The organism is Bacteroides sp. 1001302B_160321_D4, from assembly GCF_015667765.1.
In the GTDB taxonomy this organism is placed as follows: domain Bacteria; phylum Bacteroidota; class Bacteroidia; order Bacteroidales; family Bacteroidaceae; genus Bacteroides; species Bacteroides xylanisolvens.
In genome coordinates this window covers 18911-33779 of the sequence record NZ_JADPLO010000049.1, presented here as the reverse complement: position 1 = coordinate 33779, position 14869 = coordinate 18911, and the positions used below count along the sequence as shown (strand labels likewise).

Sequence of the window (14869 nt, the reverse complement as noted above, 5' to 3'; positions counted from 1 at the left end):
AGTCTTTTAAACGGTTATTAAACTACATTGCCACATTCCAGTCGATATGGCTGGGAAGAAGGGTGAATTGTGTGGCAATGCTTTTATCACCCTGTTTAACGTCCACGCCATTGTCCGTGAATTCGACGTTCCGGATTACGTCCTTCATGACAAGCCCTTTATACTCATACATGACCGGAATGTCGAACGGCTCGATATCCGTGAGACGCTTTCCCGAACCGAGTGTCAGTTGCAAGGCGTTCACTTCTTCTTTCAGAAGGGTGATCGATGCTTCAGCCTTGTAATTCCCCTCACCGCGACCGACAGGAAATTCACCGGCACCGTAGATGTTGTCTTTCTCTTTGCTGTCTTTGTAGGAAAGGGCTGTGATACCCTCTACCTGACGACCGAGCATGACAACCTTGACGCTGTTCCATCCGGCTATTTTTCCGAACTTGTTGATTAATGTTCCTAACAATGCCATATTTTCAGATTTTATTTGTGAAACCCAAGTCAATCTCAAACTCATGTACAATACCGTCTGCAACCAGTTTTACCTTGATATTGAAAGGCTTGTCGCTGACAGCCATCTGTTTGGGATTGATATAAATGTCGAAGTCTGCAATATCCTCCGAAGTTACCATAGTTTCCAGTGCGGATTTGACAAGCGCGTCCCAACTGCTGATCGTGGTATTACTGATATATCCGGTTGACGGGTCAGCTTTCACCTTACTTCTCACACGCGGTAACAAGGTATTGCGGATAATACGTGCCGCCTTGTTCCAAACAGCGTTATATTCAATATATGCATAGTCGCTCTCCGCTTCCGTACACGTACATGAATTGCTGAAAAAGAATCCGGCATACCCTTGAAAGCTGCCGACGAAGATATACCCTTGGTCAGTCAGTTTTTTCTGGTCGGATACGCTCAACTGTGAGAAGGGTTTGCCATTGCTCAAGGCTGCATCCAGCCAAAGCCCGTTCAGTTTGTCAGTCAATGGATAGTCCTTTGTCCCCTTTGCCGTCCGTGGGTGGTTTTCAATATCAACACTGCCCATATTTTCATGTACATAGCGGACAGACAGCATTCCGAGTGCGCTGCCTACGGCAGCGTGTGTCCGGTATGCTTCATCCTTTGCCGCCCGTGCCGGGTCTTGTGCAATCACGACAGAGACGTTTTCAGCATCCAACTTCCGGAGGTCGACAGCATCGGCAATGGCATTGATATACTTTCCGACACCTTCCAATATTACCGCATCGATATACAGGTGGTCTTCCCTGAATTTATTGACCATCTTCTGTGCCTCTTGTACGGCTACTGTGATTGTTTCGTCCGCAGTCAGTGAGCAGATACCGATGGTGTTTACTCCGTTGATGGTACGTACCGCATTGACGAAATCTTCCTTCGTCAGCAGGCTTGACACTTTTTCAGACTTCGGAACCAGCATAAGATACAGCGAACGTTCCGGAGACAGGCGGAAGACTTCGCTGGTATGGTAATGCACCAGTTCCTTGTTTTCAAGATCAATGGTATCATCCCAACCAAGTGCTTCCAAATCGGTAATGTCGTTGAGGTTTTCCGGCTTGTAATATTCAAGTTTTCCGATCTCCGATCCACCGACCACGAGCAAGATGATGCGGTCACTGGTATCGGTATCCCGTACCAGCCCGCCATTAACTTTGTTGATGATTACTCCTGTAAAATTTCCCATAAAATAATTCGTTATACGGATTTACCTGATAAAATTGCACCAACACCGAAATCTTCAATACGGTCTACAATACCGTAGGTTTGGGTACGATATTCGGATGTAGGACTCTTGCTGCGTGTATCGGTCGTTTCCGGACGATACAGGGATTTCACGGATTCGATGTGGTAATACGTATTCGGAGCATAGAAGAACGTGCTTGCCTGAAAGTCCGTTTCGGCAGACGGTTTTGTGCCTTCCGCCACCTTCTTGGCTGTTTCCGCATTATAGAACGGGCAGTCGTTATTCTCAAAGAACTTGATACCCATGAAGCCTTTCGGTTTTCCGGTTGCCGGATCAAGGTAGAAAGTACGGTCATAGAAGTACTTGGACGCATCCTTATCCAGCAACAAGTCACCCATGTGCAGGGGGGAAAGCACCATGTACAGGGCATCGGTAACGGGAAGGTTCCACGTCTTTGCGAGCGTTGCAAAATCGACCAGATCCTTATAAGACAGTCTCAAACGACCATTAATATCTTTCTCACCCGTTGTCCGGATAACAGGCATTTCTTCGTTTGAATCATCCTCCGGAGCCAGTTTGTGCAGCACATGGTTGCGGATACCGACCTGAAAGGCTTCATTGTGCTTCACACGGATAGCAGCGCGCTTGTCAAAAGCGAGATAACGGATTTCGTCATCCGTACAGGAACTGGGTTCCGTATCGTAGATTTCCCACGGTACGATATAATTCTTTCCGGTCATTTGCTTCGGCTCGAAATCTTCCGTGTTGTTTACGCGAAAACCGACATTGTTAATCAGTTTGTTTCTGCGTACACCGTCCGCAGCCAAAGCTCCGGCAGGAACAGAGCCTAAGACCTGCATGAAGTCCGCCCTGTAATTGCGACGTTCGATCAACAGTTGGGGATCGACGTACTTGTTCAAATAAAGACCGTCTACTGGTTGTGCCATATTCTTTTTTTTAAATGGTTAGTATTTTATTTTCCGTTACGCTTTATGTAGTCATTCAAAAGACGTTCGTATTCAGCCGGATTCTTCTCCATGATATTTTTCAAAGCCTCCGGATCGTTTTGAAGGTCTTCGAACTTTTTGTTTGTGGTATCCGTCAGACTGGGAGCATGAACTTCCGGCATTTCCACAGGCTTGATAGCGTCGAGCAGCTTCTTTGCGGTATCGAAATTGCTGGTCAGGTTCGCCTTCCAGTCGTCACGAACGTCGGCTGTGATTCTTTTTTCCTTGATCGCACTGTTCAGGATGTTTTCGATTTCCTGTTCCTTGCGTGCCTCCTCCTGTCTTTCGAGCATGTCGACGCGGTCTGCCTTACGCTTCCACACGTCTACCTGTGCGATGAATTGTGCTTCCGTGGTACTTGCGTCCATTCCGAAGCGGGTAGTCAACATTGTTAAATCCATGTCATTTTTTGATTTTTCGTTATTAATAGAGTCAGTAATCTCAATTTCACCTGTGTAACCGCAGTTGGTAATCATTTGTGCCATAGCCTTATCGACTTTTGCCTTGCCTGTAACTTCCGTCACAAAGCCGTTTTCCTTCGCTTCCTGCGCGCTCATCCAGTAGTCGCCCTTCTCCCAGGCGTCCCGGATTTTCTTCTTGTCCGTGCACTTTGACAGGAAGGCATTCAGATAGTGCTCATTCAGTTTGCGCATGACCTCCAGAGCCGATTCAATATCAGCGACTCTCCCGCATGCCCCTCCGCTGACCTGATGGATCATGAAAAGTCCGTTGGCAGGCATGGAGAACGATGTGCAGTTGATAGCGATGTAGGTTGCCGCACTGGCTACCAGCGCACCGCCTTCACCCGTAATTTTGCCGGGAAACTTCTTGATCACGTTCACGATCTCGTTGGCTTCGAAGCATTCGCCACCGGGAGAGTTGATATAGATATGCACATCCTTGATTCCTGATCTTATCAGTTGCTCAATTTTGGAAGTGAATTCCGCTTCCGTCTCCCTCCATTTTGATATTGTGCCTTTGAGTTCAATCCGGGCACGTCCGTTTTCCGCTGTTGCAGTCAGATTCATTTTCGCGATATTTAAAATTTCATACTGCAAAATTGGAAAAGGAAAGGCGGGTACGGAAAAAGCGTTTTCATCTTGGAAAAAAAACAGTGTTAACAAGGACGTATTTTTTCCAACTTGGAAAGAATACGTTCCAGCATGAAAAGCCGTTTTCCACAGGTGATGATGAAATATGACCTTTGCTGCGTAAACGAAAGGAAGCGATATGCCAAGCAAAGAATACTACCGTAAATTGAAGAAGGAAGCGCACGACCTTTATGTACGTGAAGGAATGACGTGCAAGGAGATTTCCACACGAATAAACGTGTCGGAAAGGTCTGTTTCAAGCTGGATTAATGAGAATGACGCACTTTGGAAAAAAGAGCGTCAGGCATCTGTTATTTCATCGCAAAAGCAGGGTGACAACCTGAAACAGATTATCAACATTCTTGCAGACCAAAAACTGGAGCTGCTGCGCATGATTGACGAAGCCATTGCGGAAGGTGACAGCGACAAGGTGCTCGAACTACGGAAACAGGCGGCTACGCTTGACAACAGTGTGGCGCAATGGGGAAACCAGCTCAAAGAGGTGGACAAAAAGAACCGGATTACGCTCGCTATTTACATTGATGTCATGAGCCGGATATTCGATGCGATGAAGGTGTACGATGCAGACCTTTATTTTAAAACACTGGACTTTCAGGAGAACCACCTTTATGAAGCCGCAAAAATGTTGGGATAATGAAAGTCGAAGATAGCAAAGCCCTCAAGGAGTATCAGGAGAAGTTAAAACGTGCGCGGTGCACGGGCAACCTGATTGATCCGGACGAATCGCTGACAGTTCGGATGAACCGCATACAGCGTGCGAAGCGGGATGTCAAGTATCTTGTCGAAACCTATCTTCCCCATTATGCGACCGCAGACTGTGCGGACTTTCAGATCGCTCATGCCAATAGGGTGATGAACGATCCAATTTATAAAGGATATGCCGAATGGGGACGCGGACTTGCAAAATCGGTATGGAACGATGTGATCATTCCCCTATGGTTATGGATTAACGGTGAGACGCATTATATGTGTATCGTTTCCGACACATTTGACCGCGCTTGTGACCTGCTGGAAGATTTACGTGCGGAATTCGAGGCAAACGAACTTTTGAAACACGACTTTGGCGAGCAGTATAATCCGGGATATTGGGAAAAGGGAAACTTCGTAACGATGAACGGCTTTATTTGCAAGGCGTTCGGTGCGAAGCAGAAGGTTCGCGGGCTTCGTAAAGGCGCACATCGTCCTGACCTGTGGATAATTGACGACTTGGAGACACCGCAGACCATCAAAAACAACCGGATGCAGGATGATTATGCGGACTGGATCGAAGCGGACGTGCTGGCAACCATGACGGGAAAGCGCAGACGTCTGATAGGTGCTAACAACCGTTTTGCATCCCGGATGGTACAGACGATTCTCAAACAACGGCATCCCGACTGGGACTGGCATCTGGTGAAGGCTTATGATCCGGTAACGTATGAACCAGCGTGGAAATCGATGTATTCCGCCCAGTTCTATCGTCAGCAGGAAAAAGACATGGGCATTCTCGCGGCACATGCGGAATATAACCACGTACCGCTTGTCAAGGGTAAAATATTCAAGCCCGAAATGGTGAAGTGGGGAAAGCTCCCTGACCTTCACACGATGAATGCGATCGTGGCACATTGGGACATTGCGTATGCCGGGACAGATACAAGTGACTTTAACGCATGTAAGATTTGGGGACGCCATAAAAATGATTTTTGGCTGATAGACGGATTCGTAAAGCAGTCAAAGATGAAACTCTGCGTACAATGGATGTGCATGAAGCAGGCTGAATTCAGGGCAAAGGGCATTATCTGTTTTTGGCAATATGAGAGTCAATTCTGGAATGATGAAGTTAAACGGAACATTGAGGAAGCTGAAGCGGAAACGGGGGTGGAGCTTAATTTGGTTCCAATACAAACTCCCAAAACGATGACCAAGTTGCTTCGTATGCTTTCCATGCACCCGTATTATCAGAACGGTCGTATGTATGTCAATGAACTGCTAAAGTCAAACCCTGACATAGCTGTCGGCTTAAAGCAATTGTATGCGGTTGAACCGGGTATGACAGAACATGACGACAGTCCGGATGCCGATGAACAGGCGGTGAAGAAACTTGAAATATACACTGATCCCCCACAATCAGAGGATGAACCCGCGTCACGACCGTGGAAAGCGGGAAGATATAAACGTAAATACACTTGGTAACTATGAAGTACATCAACATGGATGATTTGACAACCATCATACAGAATCGGTTGCTGATCGAAAGTATAGAGAAAGAAGAAGAGATACTGGCAGGGATTGAAGACCTTGTCATAAGTGAAGTGTGCGCCTATATCGGTGGTCGTTACGACGTGGGGAAAATATTTGGTGATCCTCCGATCCGGACAGGGTTGTTGGTACGTGTGGTCGCATGTATCACAGCCTGTCGTGCTGTCAGCCGGAATGCAACCCGTAAAGTTCCGGATTCCTTGTCGGGCTTGAACGATTGGGCGGACGGCATACTTGTCAAACTGCGCGACGGGATCATGACTTTGCCACAGGATATTCCCCCGGTAACGGATGAAGACGGGAACGTGCAATATCCCATATTATACGGGCACACGCGCAATGGTGGATGGTTTCTTTAAATAGTTTTTAAACCGCTTTTAAAAGGTATGTTATGTACAAGAAGTTAAGAGAAATATTCAACTGGTTTCAACAGAAGGCTATTCGTCGGATGAGCCTGAAGAATATACTCAATGAGTATTATTATCGAATGGACAGCAGTGGGTTGCCAACGTCAGGAACAATGTATAAAAGGCAGGCTGTTGTTTATCGGGAAAAGACCATTGACGACTGGATCATGTCAGTGACCGCAGCTACCGATCCGGATGATCCCAGGCGTGGTTTATTATACCGCTTTTTTCAGTCGTTATATAACGATGAACATTTGCAGACGACCATTGACAATCGCGTCTTACCTGTGCAACAGGCAAAATATAACCTTGTGGATGATAATGACAATGAAGATGAGGAAGCAAAAAAATTACTGGATCGTCCATGGTTTCACCAGCTTATCAGAATCTGTTTTCTGCATCAGTTACAGGGGGTATCGCTTGCCGATCTTTCCCACCTTGATGATAATTTGGAAATTAGCCATGTCGAAGAAATTCCCATGTCAAATTACATTCCACAACAACAAATCATCATCAGGGAGGAATCAGACCAGACTGGATGGTCGTACAAAGACGGTGCGCTTGAACCGTACTATGTACAATTCGGGAATCCGTGGTCGCTGGGGATGCTCAACGAACTGGCGGTCATCATTCTTGCCAAGAAATTAGGATTGGGGGCATGGATGAATTATATCGAAAAATATGGTGTTCCGCCCGTCTTTGTTACTTCAGACAGAATGGATAAAAAGCGGATGGACGAATTATTCGAAATGATGACGGACTTCAGGAATAATTTCTTTGCTGTGCTGCAAGGAAACGAAACGGTCGAGTATGGGAAAGAAGCCGGGGGAAATACAACCAATGCTTTTTTACCGTTAGAGGAACGATGTGACAACCAGATCAGTAAACGTTTGCTGGGTCAGACGGGAACAACTGAAAACGGTGCGTGGGAAGGTACGGCAGAAGTACATGAACGTGTTGAAAAATCGCGGCACGAATATGATAAAATGTTGTTCCAGTTTTATTTCAATTACATTATCATTCCCAAACTGGTAAAGATCAGCCCGGTATACAAACCGCTTGAAAGGCTGAAACTGAAGTGGGACGACACGGAAAGTTTGTCTATCACGGAATACATCGAAGCAATCAACAAGCTGGCTTATACCTTTGAGTTTGACCATGAAGAAGTTGCTAAAAAAACAGGTTTGCCGATCATTGGTCAAAAGAAAAATCCCGGTGGTGAGCAGCAGGGAGGAACATTGCCGAATCAGCCCCAAACAGACCCTCAAAAAAAAAAGACCGAACCGGACGATGAAACGGTAACGTCGCCTGTCATGGAAGCCGGGGAGTATGATTTCAGCAGTATCATCGGAAGAGTGATGAAACAGGTTTACGAACGTAAAGTTAAGACAGGGAATATTGACGGGGAATTATTCAGAAAGACATACGAGGAACTGAATAAGAAGGCGGCTGAAGGATGGGGAGAAGACGACTATAATGATCCGGAACAGGCGGAAGAACCTCAACGGATACGTGACAACTTGTTCAAGTTCTCCGGAGCGAAGACGTATCAGGAAATTAAGGAGATGAATGATGCCCTTTATGATGATAAGGGGAAAAAACTTTCTTATGAGGACTTCCGGGAAAAAGTAATGGCAATTCATAAAGACTATAATGAAAATTACCTTCGCACGGAATTTGAAACGGCAGAAACAAGCGGCAGACGCGCCAGTGAATGGCAGGAATTCAAGGAGAATGCGGATATAATGCCTAACCTGAAGTATGTGACTGCCGGGGATGAACGGGTAAGAGAATCACATAGGATACTGGATGGTGTCGTAAAACCTATTAACGATCCGTTTTGGCTGCAGAACTACCCGCCCAACGGATATCGGTGCAGGTGTTATGTCGAACAAACGGACGAACCGGAAACACCTGCTACGCCTATTGTGACGATACCGGATGCTTTTGCGAATAACGTAGGTCAATCCGGTGAGATATTCACGGTTGCACATCCTTATTTTTCAATGCCGGACAATGACCTGATAAAAATCAGGAAAGAGACGGAGCGGAATAAAATATACGCCCCTTATCATCGTGATCCGGAATCGAAAGTGATGATCAGCGACTTTGCTGATCCGAAAGACTTGGCAAAGAATGTGGAAAGCGCACGGGTAATTTCAAAGGAACTGAAGATGAAAGTAAAAATCCGCCCGCACATCAACGAGGACGGGGTAAAGAACCCGGAATATTTGATTGACGAAAAGCTGGCAGACCTGAAAAATATTCAGGGGCTGGGCGGTATAAAACACGGGCTTGACAGTTCGAAAAAACAGCAGTGCGAATATACTGTATTCAATTTGAGCGCTTTTGACACTGTCGAACCGGAAATGCTGAAAAACAAACTGAACGGCATATACAAACTGTATGGCGAAAAGTATGCCGGGCAGCGGATGGTGTTCATTTATAAGAGAAAAGCCGTGAAAGTGTCATGGCAAGACGTGGTGGACGGAAAAGCAACCGACCTTCTTAAAGAACTTCAGGAGCAGTAGCCGAAACTACCACTCCTGAAGGGAGCTCTTGACCTGTTACAGCCGCGAACATTGCAAATATACAATTTTATTTTGAAATGCAAATGGAAAGAACTGAATTACCTGATTTTTTTAAAGAATTATCCACACTGGTAGAAGATGCGCACCGCTACGCGAAAGTTGCGGGTGTGAACTTCTTCAAGCAGAATTTTCGCAGGCAGGGGTTTCTTGATACATCACTGACACCGTGGGCTAAAAGGTCACTCGCAATCGGTTCGGATCGTGGCGTATTGATACAAAGCGGGAAGCTCCGTGACAGCATACATGCGGTCAGCCGTGGAATAGACCGTATCATTTATCAGACCGATCCGCTGGCTTATGCCAAGATCCACAATGAAGGCGGGTACATTGTCGTAACGGAGCGAATGAAACGTTATTTTTGGTATTTGTACATGAAGTCGACCGGATCAATGCAAAAGAGGAAAAATGGCGAATTACGGCAAAATAAAGCCAATGAGCGGCTGTCTACAATGGCTTCTTTTTACAAAAGTATGGCACTTAAAAAAGTAGGCAGCAGGATAAGAATCCCCAAACGTCAGTATATGGGTGAGTCCGCTACGTTTATGAAGCAACTCGATACATGGATCGCATCGGAGATTGACAAACGATTCTCGAATATTTAATCTATATAGTTATGATTTGGACAGACTGCTACAAAGAACTGGTTGAAATAATACGGAGCAAAGATGAGTTCCTCGCATCTATCCCGGATGAGTATTCCGAGCTAAGGGAACGGATGGAAAATACACCGGGGATTGAACATATAGACATGTGGCATGAACAGGTTAGTTTTCTCGATGAAGAACATCCCTTTTCGTCCCCGGCTGTATTCATTGAATTTAATACGCTGGGTATTGAGGATGAAGGGTTACTCGTTCAGCGGCTTCACACGCAGATTGATTTCCGGCTGTTTTACGAAACTTTTTCCGATACCTACGAAGGTGCGGCTATGCAGGAAGAGGCGTTGTCCTTTCTTGACCTGTTGACATTGCTGGGGATGATGTTACACGGAAAATCGGGAAAGAACTTCGGCACGCTCCGACGTACCCATGTCGGACGGGAAGAGTCGGGGGGTGCGGGAAACCTGTACCGGATCAGCTTTGAATGTGAAATCATGGATTACACCACAATGGAACTTGCAAGCCATGCCGACATGAAAGACCGTGAAATGAAAATTAGCAATGGGGACTTACCGGAGAAAACGGAAGACGAAGAACCGCTGTATCATCTATGATGCAACGGTTAAAAACCAAGACTAAGTTGATTTGTATCGTTCTTTTTTGAATCGGGCTTTTTGCCCTCTTTTAATTGTTCGTAATATGATAAATTCTCCGATATATAAAAAATCCGTTTGTAGATGTAGTTCTGATCAAGAAAGAACAGGTCATGACTCATACGCAAAAGAACATCCTCCAAACGGATGCGCTTTTTATCATAGAGAAGATAGAACGTTTCTACCATCTTCCGGTCACGTATTTTGGTCATTTCAGGATTCCGCATAAGAAAGCACTATTATAAGCGCAAATATACGGATTTTCAGTGATTTGTCAAAATTGAATATAAGCCTGTGGGGGAAAGGCTATAAAAAAGCCCCCAGCCTGTTAGTAAAGACGCCAATCACATACTAACAAAATGCGAGCAGACGCACAGCCGGGGGCAAAAACCCTTGCTGCGTCTACTCGCATTTTTGTTTTATGTGATTGGCATTGCAAAGATAATCAAATTTGTATTATTATTATAAACATTCATTTTAAAAGAGTATGAGCATGTTGAAAGAAGAAATTGCGGGTATGACTACCGGATATACAGTAAATGCACCACAATGGGTGACTACGTTCACAAAAGCACCAGAGTTTAAGTCCTTTTATAAGACCGTCTCCGGAAATGAAGGAAATAAATGCAATTACCCGACACGTTTAGACCTCTACGGCTGTGGATGCTTTCACGACTGTTCTTATTGTTATGCAAAGTCACTCCTTAATTTCAGGGGACTATGGCATCCTGATAATCCATCTGTTTCCCGGACGGACAAAGTGGGGAGGAAGATCTGCAAATTAGAGCGGGGAACAGTTGTGCGTTTGGGTGGAATGACTGACTGTTTCCAACCTTGTGAGGCTGTTTACAGGGAAACCTATAAAGCAATTCAGAACCTGAACCGACAAGGGGTACATTACCTTATCGTGACAAAGTCCTCAATGGTAGCAGATGACATATATATCCGGTTGATGGATAGAAAACTGGCGCATATACAAATATCTGTGACTTCTACGGATGACACTCTTTCACGTACATTTGAAAAGGCGTGTCCGCCATCTGCACGGATTAAAGCTATTGAGAAGCTGCAGGAGCAAGGATTTGATGTCTCTGTCAGGTTATCACCATTTATCCCTCAATTTATTGATTTTAGGGTTCTGAACAGTATCAGATGTGATAAGATTCTGGTGGAGTTCTTGCGGGTAAACACATGGGTGAAGCAATGGTTTGATATTGACTATTCCGAATACACCCTGAAGCATGCAGGGTATAATCATTTGCAGTTGGAGCGAAAAATCGAATATCTAAATAAGATTTCAGGATTCAGGAAGATTTCAGTTTGTGAGGACGTGGATAGTCATTTTCAGTACTGGAAGAAGAATGTAAACTACAGCCCGAATGATTGCTGTAATTTGAGAATATAAAATTAAGCCGCGCAAAGATTTTTTCTTGCGCGGCTTTTCTCGAACGGATAATCATTTGTAGAATATGTATTTTTCTTCGCAATAAATGCAATGATTTTCTTTGCAATACTTCTCAACTGCCTTGCGCGTTTTAAAGTCTTTTACTTTTCCGTCTTTCGATTGAATATGCCCCACATTAAAGTCTTCATCTATCTTTAGGGGAACAAACCTTGTTTGGGTATTAAATCGTTTCATGTTTATAGTTATTCTTTTTCCATTAATTTTAAAATCCTGTTGAACTCATCACGGCTCATATTGGTAGGTACAAAAGATGCTTTTACCTCTTCAAACGGACGAAGAGAATGTTTTAATGTTTCTTGAGCTTCCTCCCTTGCTTTTTGGGCACACATTTCAATATATTCTTCATCTGTCATATTATAATCACTAACAGTATCTATCACCGTTGAGAATCGGCATAAAAGCCCATTCTTTTGTCTTGCAATAAAGCTCATCTATTTTGTTTTACTTAAAATTACCACTCTACTTTATATACGCCATTCCAATTCTCATCTATAGAGAAACGTATTTTATATCCGACTTTTATTAGTATATGTCGTACATACGAAGACAGATTTATGAATGTGTGCGAATGTTCTCCACGTTCTTTCGCCTCTTCGATTATTGCTACTACTTCTGCTATATATAACATTCTATTCCTTTCCGTATTGTTATTAGTCAATTATCAAAATTTCACGATATGCAATGTCTATCTCATTCGTCTTCTCATTCTCATTGAAACAATAGCAAAGAAACCATTTCAACGCACCTTCATTCTCATATTGTGCTTTCCACATTTTACCATTATAGAGAGCTGACGGTCGAGAACAAGTATAATCCATGAGTATTTCAAAATCAAGTCTACTCATCACTGCATGAGTATCATCAATTAGTATCAAGTAAGTTGGCGGCTGTTGCCAACACATCCCATAAGGATGCGTCATAGGTGGAATAATATTATCTTTATTCATTATTATCTTGTTATACGTTATTTTTCTCCTTGTCAAATTCAGCTAAAAACATCTGTAATCCTACCCCCATTGAGCACACACCATCGAACAACTTATACATCAATTCCGGCTCTTCTTCCCAAATTTGATAGACTATTACTTTTTTTCCTGCTCCTTTCATCCATCCTGCCTCCGAATGTGCAGAGCGTCCACAAGGCAATACAAGAACACAAACATCTGCCCATTGCATTGCATCAAAATCAGATTTGAAACCAGCCTGTGCAATGGGATGTTCAAGCGCAGCCCTATATTGGTCTGTACTCCAATTCCGCCAATCTTCATCAATCTGTGACCACTGAAATCCAGTTTTTCCAGCAGGATGCCTAAAATCGTAAACCTCATGTCCCTGCTCGCGAAGGAAACTAACTACTTGTGGTTGATGTTGATTTCTCCAACTACTTGCTACATAAATCTTTGCCATATTCTTATTCCTTTCTAAATTAAATATTATCAAAAGCCGATCTTTCCCGGCTGTTATCCCTTTATTTTAAAACTCCACAATAAGCCAAAACCGATAAGGAGGTAAATATACCTATTACTGATACTAAATATAGAATCAGTAGATCCTCTAAGCTATTATCTTTTTTCATATCCAATTTAATCTTCTACTATTTTATCATCTGTTAGCAAACGTTTCATTGCCCGGTCTCTTTCCGCTTTTGAAGGATAATTGTCCCCATACCTTTTCCAACTATCCGGATTTATATCGCTTTTAAAAGTGATATGCGGCTGGGGGTAATCATGGCGACGCAGGATTGTATAGCCGGCTTTGCACAGTTTTCTTTGATCTTTTGCATTCATCTTTTTGCTAATTAGAATTAAACTTGATTCTGGCATAACGATAGAATCGTATATAACCAAACTGGTAGGAAGGGTGCTCCGTATTATCCGATATGGTAATTTGTACATTATAACCTTTTATTCGTAAGAAACGGGCAGCAATTTCCTCAATAGTGTATGTTTTTATATATATATCCCAATCACTAACGACCAATATCGTTTTCACATTCCCACTTTTCAGAATCCTTTTAAAATTTCTGATAGTGCGTATTATCTCCTTCTTCTTGTTCATACTTTAGTTTTATCCTCTTTTAAAATAGTTTTATAGGCTTCTTCCATCCGTTCAATCTCCTCCACACATGCCAGCCATCCGGGAAAACCTCCGATGTTTTTGTCATCGATATAGCAATGGGCATATATCTTTTTCCCGCCTTCCCCATATTTAGCGACATTTTCAGGATCATGGTCATTTACACGGTCGAATGGTATTTTGCGTTCCAACAGCCAGTTGATGGCATTCAATAACTGATCACCAGTACGGCATGTCCAAATAATGATTTTATGTCCTTCATCATGTAATTTCCGGAGCGATTCACCAGCGTATGGTTGCTCCCCGTCAATAGCCGGGAATCTCCCCCGGCTAATGGTTCCGTCAAAGTCAACTGCTATAATCATAATCTACAGAATGAAGGTTCAATACGACGCCATACTCCGTTCTCGTCACGCTTATGGAAATAGTAATTAGTTGCAGTTTTATACACGACATTACTTTCTTTAAACAGTTGCATGATAGAGGCATATTCTTCATCAAAACGTGACTCCAATTCATATAATTTGCTGATAGACTTATAGTCCAAATCCCCCTGACGGTTACGTTCGAGAAGCGTCATCGCCATTTGATACATCGGATCATCGACTCCTTTTTCCGAATGGGCTATATAATTCTTCAGGTAGTCAATCAGCCTTTCGGCAGCGAGATCGGCACGTTCATCAAAACTTTTCACCTTGTTGCTTTTTACCTCCAGTTTGAAGTTCCCGTCTACTACTGAAAAAGTGGCGGTTTCTTCACCCTGACGCATACGGAGCTGACCGTATTCACGCATCACGTTACGGAAAGCCTTGCTTTCACCCACAATCCAATCATAAAAGCCCTGAACATCATTCACTACTGGCATGAGTTTACTTTCCACATCGAACATGAACTGATGTCTCAACGCTTCGTAGGTTTCCTTCCGCTGAATGGACTCTGTTTTTTCTTCCTCTTTCAGTTTACGCAACAGTTCCGCCTTTTCTTCTTTTGACAATTTACTAATATCCATACTATTAACTTTTAAATGATT

21 protein-coding genes are annotated in these 14869 nt (G+C 43.7%); 7 read left to right on the top strand and 14 right to left on the bottom strand.

All coding sequences use genetic code 11. The features are described from left to right. Positions 1 to 22: 22 nt before the first annotated feature. From KFO40_RS17920 to KFO40_RS17905, 4 genes are read right to left on the bottom strand one after another with little or no spacing between them, the layout of a single operon-like run. Positions 23 to 463: a hypothetical protein gene (locus tag KFO40_RS17920; protein ID WP_008766323.1), complete on the bottom strand. Its 441-nt coding sequence runs from the start codon at positions 461 to 463 to the stop codon at positions 23 to 25. Between the two features lie 4 nt (positions 464 to 467). Further along, positions 468 to 1691, bottom strand: a complete 1224-nt coding sequence (locus KFO40_RS17915) for a DUF2586 family protein (RefSeq protein ID WP_211146660.1) — start codon at positions 1689 to 1691, stop codon at positions 468 to 470. A gap of 11 nt (positions 1692 to 1702) precedes the next feature. After that, a complete protein-coding gene (locus tag KFO40_RS17910; RefSeq protein ID WP_004308935.1) occupies positions 1703 to 2638 on the bottom strand; it encodes a hypothetical protein in 936 nt (311 codons plus the stop codon). Between the two features lie 26 nt (positions 2639 to 2664). After that, complete coding sequence (locus KFO40_RS17905; RefSeq protein WP_008766321.1) at positions 2665 to 3726, bottom strand: Clp protease ClpP; 1062 nt, start codon at positions 3724 to 3726, stop codon at positions 2665 to 2667. 202 nt (positions 3727 to 3928) lie between these two features. On the opposite strand from KFO40_RS17905, the gene KFO40_RS17900 reads away from it, so the two are divergent. The 6 genes from KFO40_RS17900 to KFO40_RS17875 all read left to right on the top strand — a co-directional run bounded on the left by KFO40_RS17900 (position 3929) and on the right by KFO40_RS17875 (position 10259). Continuing rightward, on the top strand, positions 3929 to 4444 hold the full coding sequence (locus tag KFO40_RS17900; protein ID WP_004303263.1) for a DUF1804 family protein: 516 nt from the start codon (positions 3929 to 3931) through the stop codon (positions 4442 to 4444). Continuing rightward, positions 4444 to 5982: a hypothetical protein gene (locus KFO40_RS17895; RefSeq protein ID WP_055256005.1), complete on the top strand. Its 1539-nt coding sequence runs from the start codon at positions 4444 to 4446 to the stop codon at positions 5980 to 5982. The genes KFO40_RS17900 and KFO40_RS17895 overlap by 1 nt, the downstream gene beginning before the upstream one ends. 2 nt (positions 5983 to 5984) lie before the next feature. Continuing rightward, entirely contained in the window at positions 5985 to 6407 is a 423-nt protein-coding gene (locus tag KFO40_RS17890) for a hypothetical protein (protein ID WP_008766319.1), read from the top strand. Positions 6408 to 6439: 32 nt separating this feature from the next. After that, a complete protein-coding gene (locus KFO40_RS17885; protein WP_008766318.1) occupies positions 6440 to 8986 on the top strand; it encodes a DUF935 family protein in 2547 nt (848 codons plus the stop codon). 83 nt (positions 8987 to 9069) lie between these two features. Next, entirely contained in the window at positions 9070 to 9648 is a 579-nt protein-coding gene (locus tag KFO40_RS17880) for a hypothetical protein (protein ID WP_008766317.1), read from the top strand. Between the two features lie 11 nt (positions 9649 to 9659). Continuing rightward, positions 9660 to 10259, top strand: a complete 600-nt coding sequence (locus KFO40_RS17875) for a hypothetical protein (RefSeq protein WP_008766316.1) — start codon at positions 9660 to 9662, stop codon at positions 10257 to 10259. Positions 10260 to 10267: 8 nt separating this feature from the next. On the opposite strand, the gene KFO40_RS17870 is transcribed toward KFO40_RS17875, so the two are convergent. Continuing rightward, positions 10268 to 10525, bottom strand: a complete 258-nt coding sequence (locus tag KFO40_RS17870; protein WP_008766315.1) for a hypothetical protein — start codon at positions 10523 to 10525, stop codon at positions 10268 to 10270. Between the two features lie 266 nt (positions 10526 to 10791). Between KFO40_RS17870 and KFO40_RS17865 the strand changes: the two genes are divergently transcribed. Continuing rightward, a complete protein-coding gene (locus KFO40_RS17865) occupies positions 10792 to 11703 on the top strand; it encodes an SPL family radical SAM protein (protein WP_008766314.1) in 912 nt (303 codons plus the stop codon). Positions 11704 to 11754: 51 nt separating this feature from the next. Here the strand turns inward: KFO40_RS17865 and KFO40_RS17860 are convergent, their stop codons facing one another. The 9 genes from KFO40_RS17860 to KFO40_RS17820 all read right to left on the bottom strand — a co-directional run bounded on the left by KFO40_RS17860 (position 11755) and on the right by KFO40_RS17820 (position 14848). After that, positions 11755 to 11937, bottom strand: coding sequence for a hypothetical protein (locus KFO40_RS17860; RefSeq protein WP_008766313.1), 183 nt, complete (start codon positions 11935 to 11937; stop codon positions 11755 to 11757). A gap of 8 nt (positions 11938 to 11945) precedes the next feature. Beyond that, positions 11946 to 12194 (bottom strand): hypothetical protein, encoded by a 249-nt coding sequence (locus KFO40_RS17855; RefSeq protein ID WP_008766312.1) that lies wholly within the window; start codon positions 12192 to 12194, stop codon positions 11946 to 11948. Between the two features lie 20 nt (positions 12195 to 12214). Further along, positions 12215 to 12391: a hypothetical protein gene (locus KFO40_RS17850; RefSeq protein WP_008766311.1), complete on the bottom strand. Its 177-nt coding sequence runs from the start codon at positions 12389 to 12391 to the stop codon at positions 12215 to 12217. Between the two features lie 22 nt (positions 12392 to 12413). Next, positions 12414 to 12710, bottom strand: coding sequence for a hypothetical protein (locus KFO40_RS17845; RefSeq protein WP_032841071.1), 297 nt, complete (start codon positions 12708 to 12710; stop codon positions 12414 to 12416). Between the two features lie 10 nt (positions 12711 to 12720). Then, positions 12721 to 13170, bottom strand: coding sequence for a hypothetical protein (locus tag KFO40_RS17840; protein WP_008766309.1), 450 nt, complete (start codon positions 13168 to 13170; stop codon positions 12721 to 12723). Positions 13171 to 13346: 176 nt separating this feature from the next. Next, a complete protein-coding gene (locus KFO40_RS17835; RefSeq protein ID WP_004303279.1) occupies positions 13347 to 13550 on the bottom strand; it encodes a hypothetical protein in 204 nt (67 codons plus the stop codon). 7 nt (positions 13551 to 13557) lie between these two features. Continuing rightward, entirely contained in the window at positions 13558 to 13821 is a 264-nt protein-coding gene (locus KFO40_RS17830) for a hypothetical protein (RefSeq protein WP_008766308.1), read from the bottom strand. Next, positions 13818 to 14204 carry a hypothetical protein gene (locus tag KFO40_RS17825; RefSeq protein WP_008766307.1) on the bottom strand — a complete coding sequence of 129 codons (387 nt, stop codon included), beginning with the start codon at positions 14202 to 14204 and terminating at the stop codon, positions 13818 to 13820. The genes KFO40_RS17830 and KFO40_RS17825 overlap by 4 nt, the downstream gene beginning before the upstream one ends. Continuing rightward, positions 14201 to 14848, bottom strand: coding sequence for a DUF3164 family protein (locus tag KFO40_RS17820; protein WP_008766306.1), 648 nt, complete (start codon positions 14846 to 14848; stop codon positions 14201 to 14203). The genes KFO40_RS17825 and KFO40_RS17820 overlap by 4 nt, the downstream gene beginning before the upstream one ends. Positions 14849 to 14869 lie beyond the last annotated feature (21 nt).

What these genes read in the sequence shown, in the direction of transcription:
- KFO40_RS17920 (WP_008766323.1), bottom strand. Translation starts at nt 463, where the DNA reads ATGGCATTGTTAGGAACATTAATCAACAAGTTCGGAAAAATAGCCGGA.
- KFO40_RS17915 (WP_211146660.1), bottom strand. Translation starts at nt 1,691, where the DNA reads ATGGGAAATTTTACAGGAGTAATCATCAACAAAGTTAATGGCGGGCTG.
- KFO40_RS17910 (WP_004308935.1), bottom strand. Translation starts at nt 2,638, where the DNA reads ATGGCACAACCAGTAGACGGTCTTTATTTGAACAAGTACGTCGATCCC.
- KFO40_RS17905 (WP_008766321.1), bottom strand. Translation starts at nt 3,726, where the DNA reads ATGAATCTGACTGCAACAGCGGAAAACGGACGTGCCCGGATTGAACTC.
- KFO40_RS17900 (WP_004303263.1), top strand. Translation starts at nt 3,929, where the DNA reads ATGCCAAGCAAAGAATACTACCGTAAATTGAAGAAGGAAGCGCACGAC.
- KFO40_RS17895 (WP_055256005.1), top strand. Translation starts at nt 4,444, where the DNA reads ATGAAAGTCGAAGATAGCAAAGCCCTCAAGGAGTATCAGGAGAAGTTA.
- KFO40_RS17890 (WP_008766319.1), top strand. Translation starts at nt 5,985, where the DNA reads ATGAAGTACATCAACATGGATGATTTGACAACCATCATACAGAATCGG.
- KFO40_RS17885 (WP_008766318.1), top strand. Translation starts at nt 6,440, where the DNA reads ATGTACAAGAAGTTAAGAGAAATATTCAACTGGTTTCAACAGAAGGCT.
- KFO40_RS17880 (WP_008766317.1), top strand. Translation starts at nt 9,070, where the DNA reads ATGGAAAGAACTGAATTACCTGATTTTTTTAAAGAATTATCCACACTG.
- KFO40_RS17875 (WP_008766316.1), top strand. Translation starts at nt 9,660, where the DNA reads ATGATTTGGACAGACTGCTACAAAGAACTGGTTGAAATAATACGGAGC.
- KFO40_RS17870 (WP_008766315.1), bottom strand. Translation starts at nt 10,525, where the DNA reads ATGCGGAATCCTGAAATGACCAAAATACGTGACCGGAAGATGGTAGAA.
- KFO40_RS17865 (WP_008766314.1), top strand. Translation starts at nt 10,792, where the DNA reads ATGTTGAAAGAAGAAATTGCGGGTATGACTACCGGATATACAGTAAAT.
- KFO40_RS17860 (WP_008766313.1), bottom strand. Translation starts at nt 11,937, where the DNA reads ATGAAACGATTTAATACCCAAACAAGGTTTGTTCCCCTAAAGATAGAT.
- KFO40_RS17855 (WP_008766312.1), bottom strand. Translation starts at nt 12,194, where the DNA reads ATGAGCTTTATTGCAAGACAAAAGAATGGGCTTTTATGCCGATTCTCA.
- KFO40_RS17850 (WP_008766311.1), bottom strand. Translation starts at nt 12,391, where the DNA reads ATGTTATATATAGCAGAAGTAGTAGCAATAATCGAAGAGGCGAAAGAA.
- KFO40_RS17845 (WP_032841071.1), bottom strand. Translation starts at nt 12,710, where the DNA reads ATGAATAAAGATAATATTATTCCACCTATGACGCATCCTTATGGGATG.
- KFO40_RS17840 (WP_008766309.1), bottom strand. Translation starts at nt 13,170, where the DNA reads ATGGCAAAGATTTATGTAGCAAGTAGTTGGAGAAATCAACATCAACCA.
- KFO40_RS17835 (WP_004303279.1), bottom strand. Translation starts at nt 13,550, where the DNA reads ATGAATGCAAAAGATCAAAGAAAACTGTGCAAAGCCGGCTATACAATC.
- KFO40_RS17830 (WP_008766308.1), bottom strand. Translation starts at nt 13,821, where the DNA reads ATGAACAAGAAGAAGGAGATAATACGCACTATCAGAAATTTTAAAAGG.
- KFO40_RS17825 (WP_008766307.1), bottom strand. Translation starts at nt 14,204, where the DNA reads ATGATTATAGCAGTTGACTTTGACGGAACCATTAGCCGGGGGAGATTC.
- KFO40_RS17820 (WP_008766306.1), bottom strand. Translation starts at nt 14,848, where the DNA reads ATGGATATTAGTAAATTGTCAAAAGAAGAAAAGGCGGAACTGTTGCGT.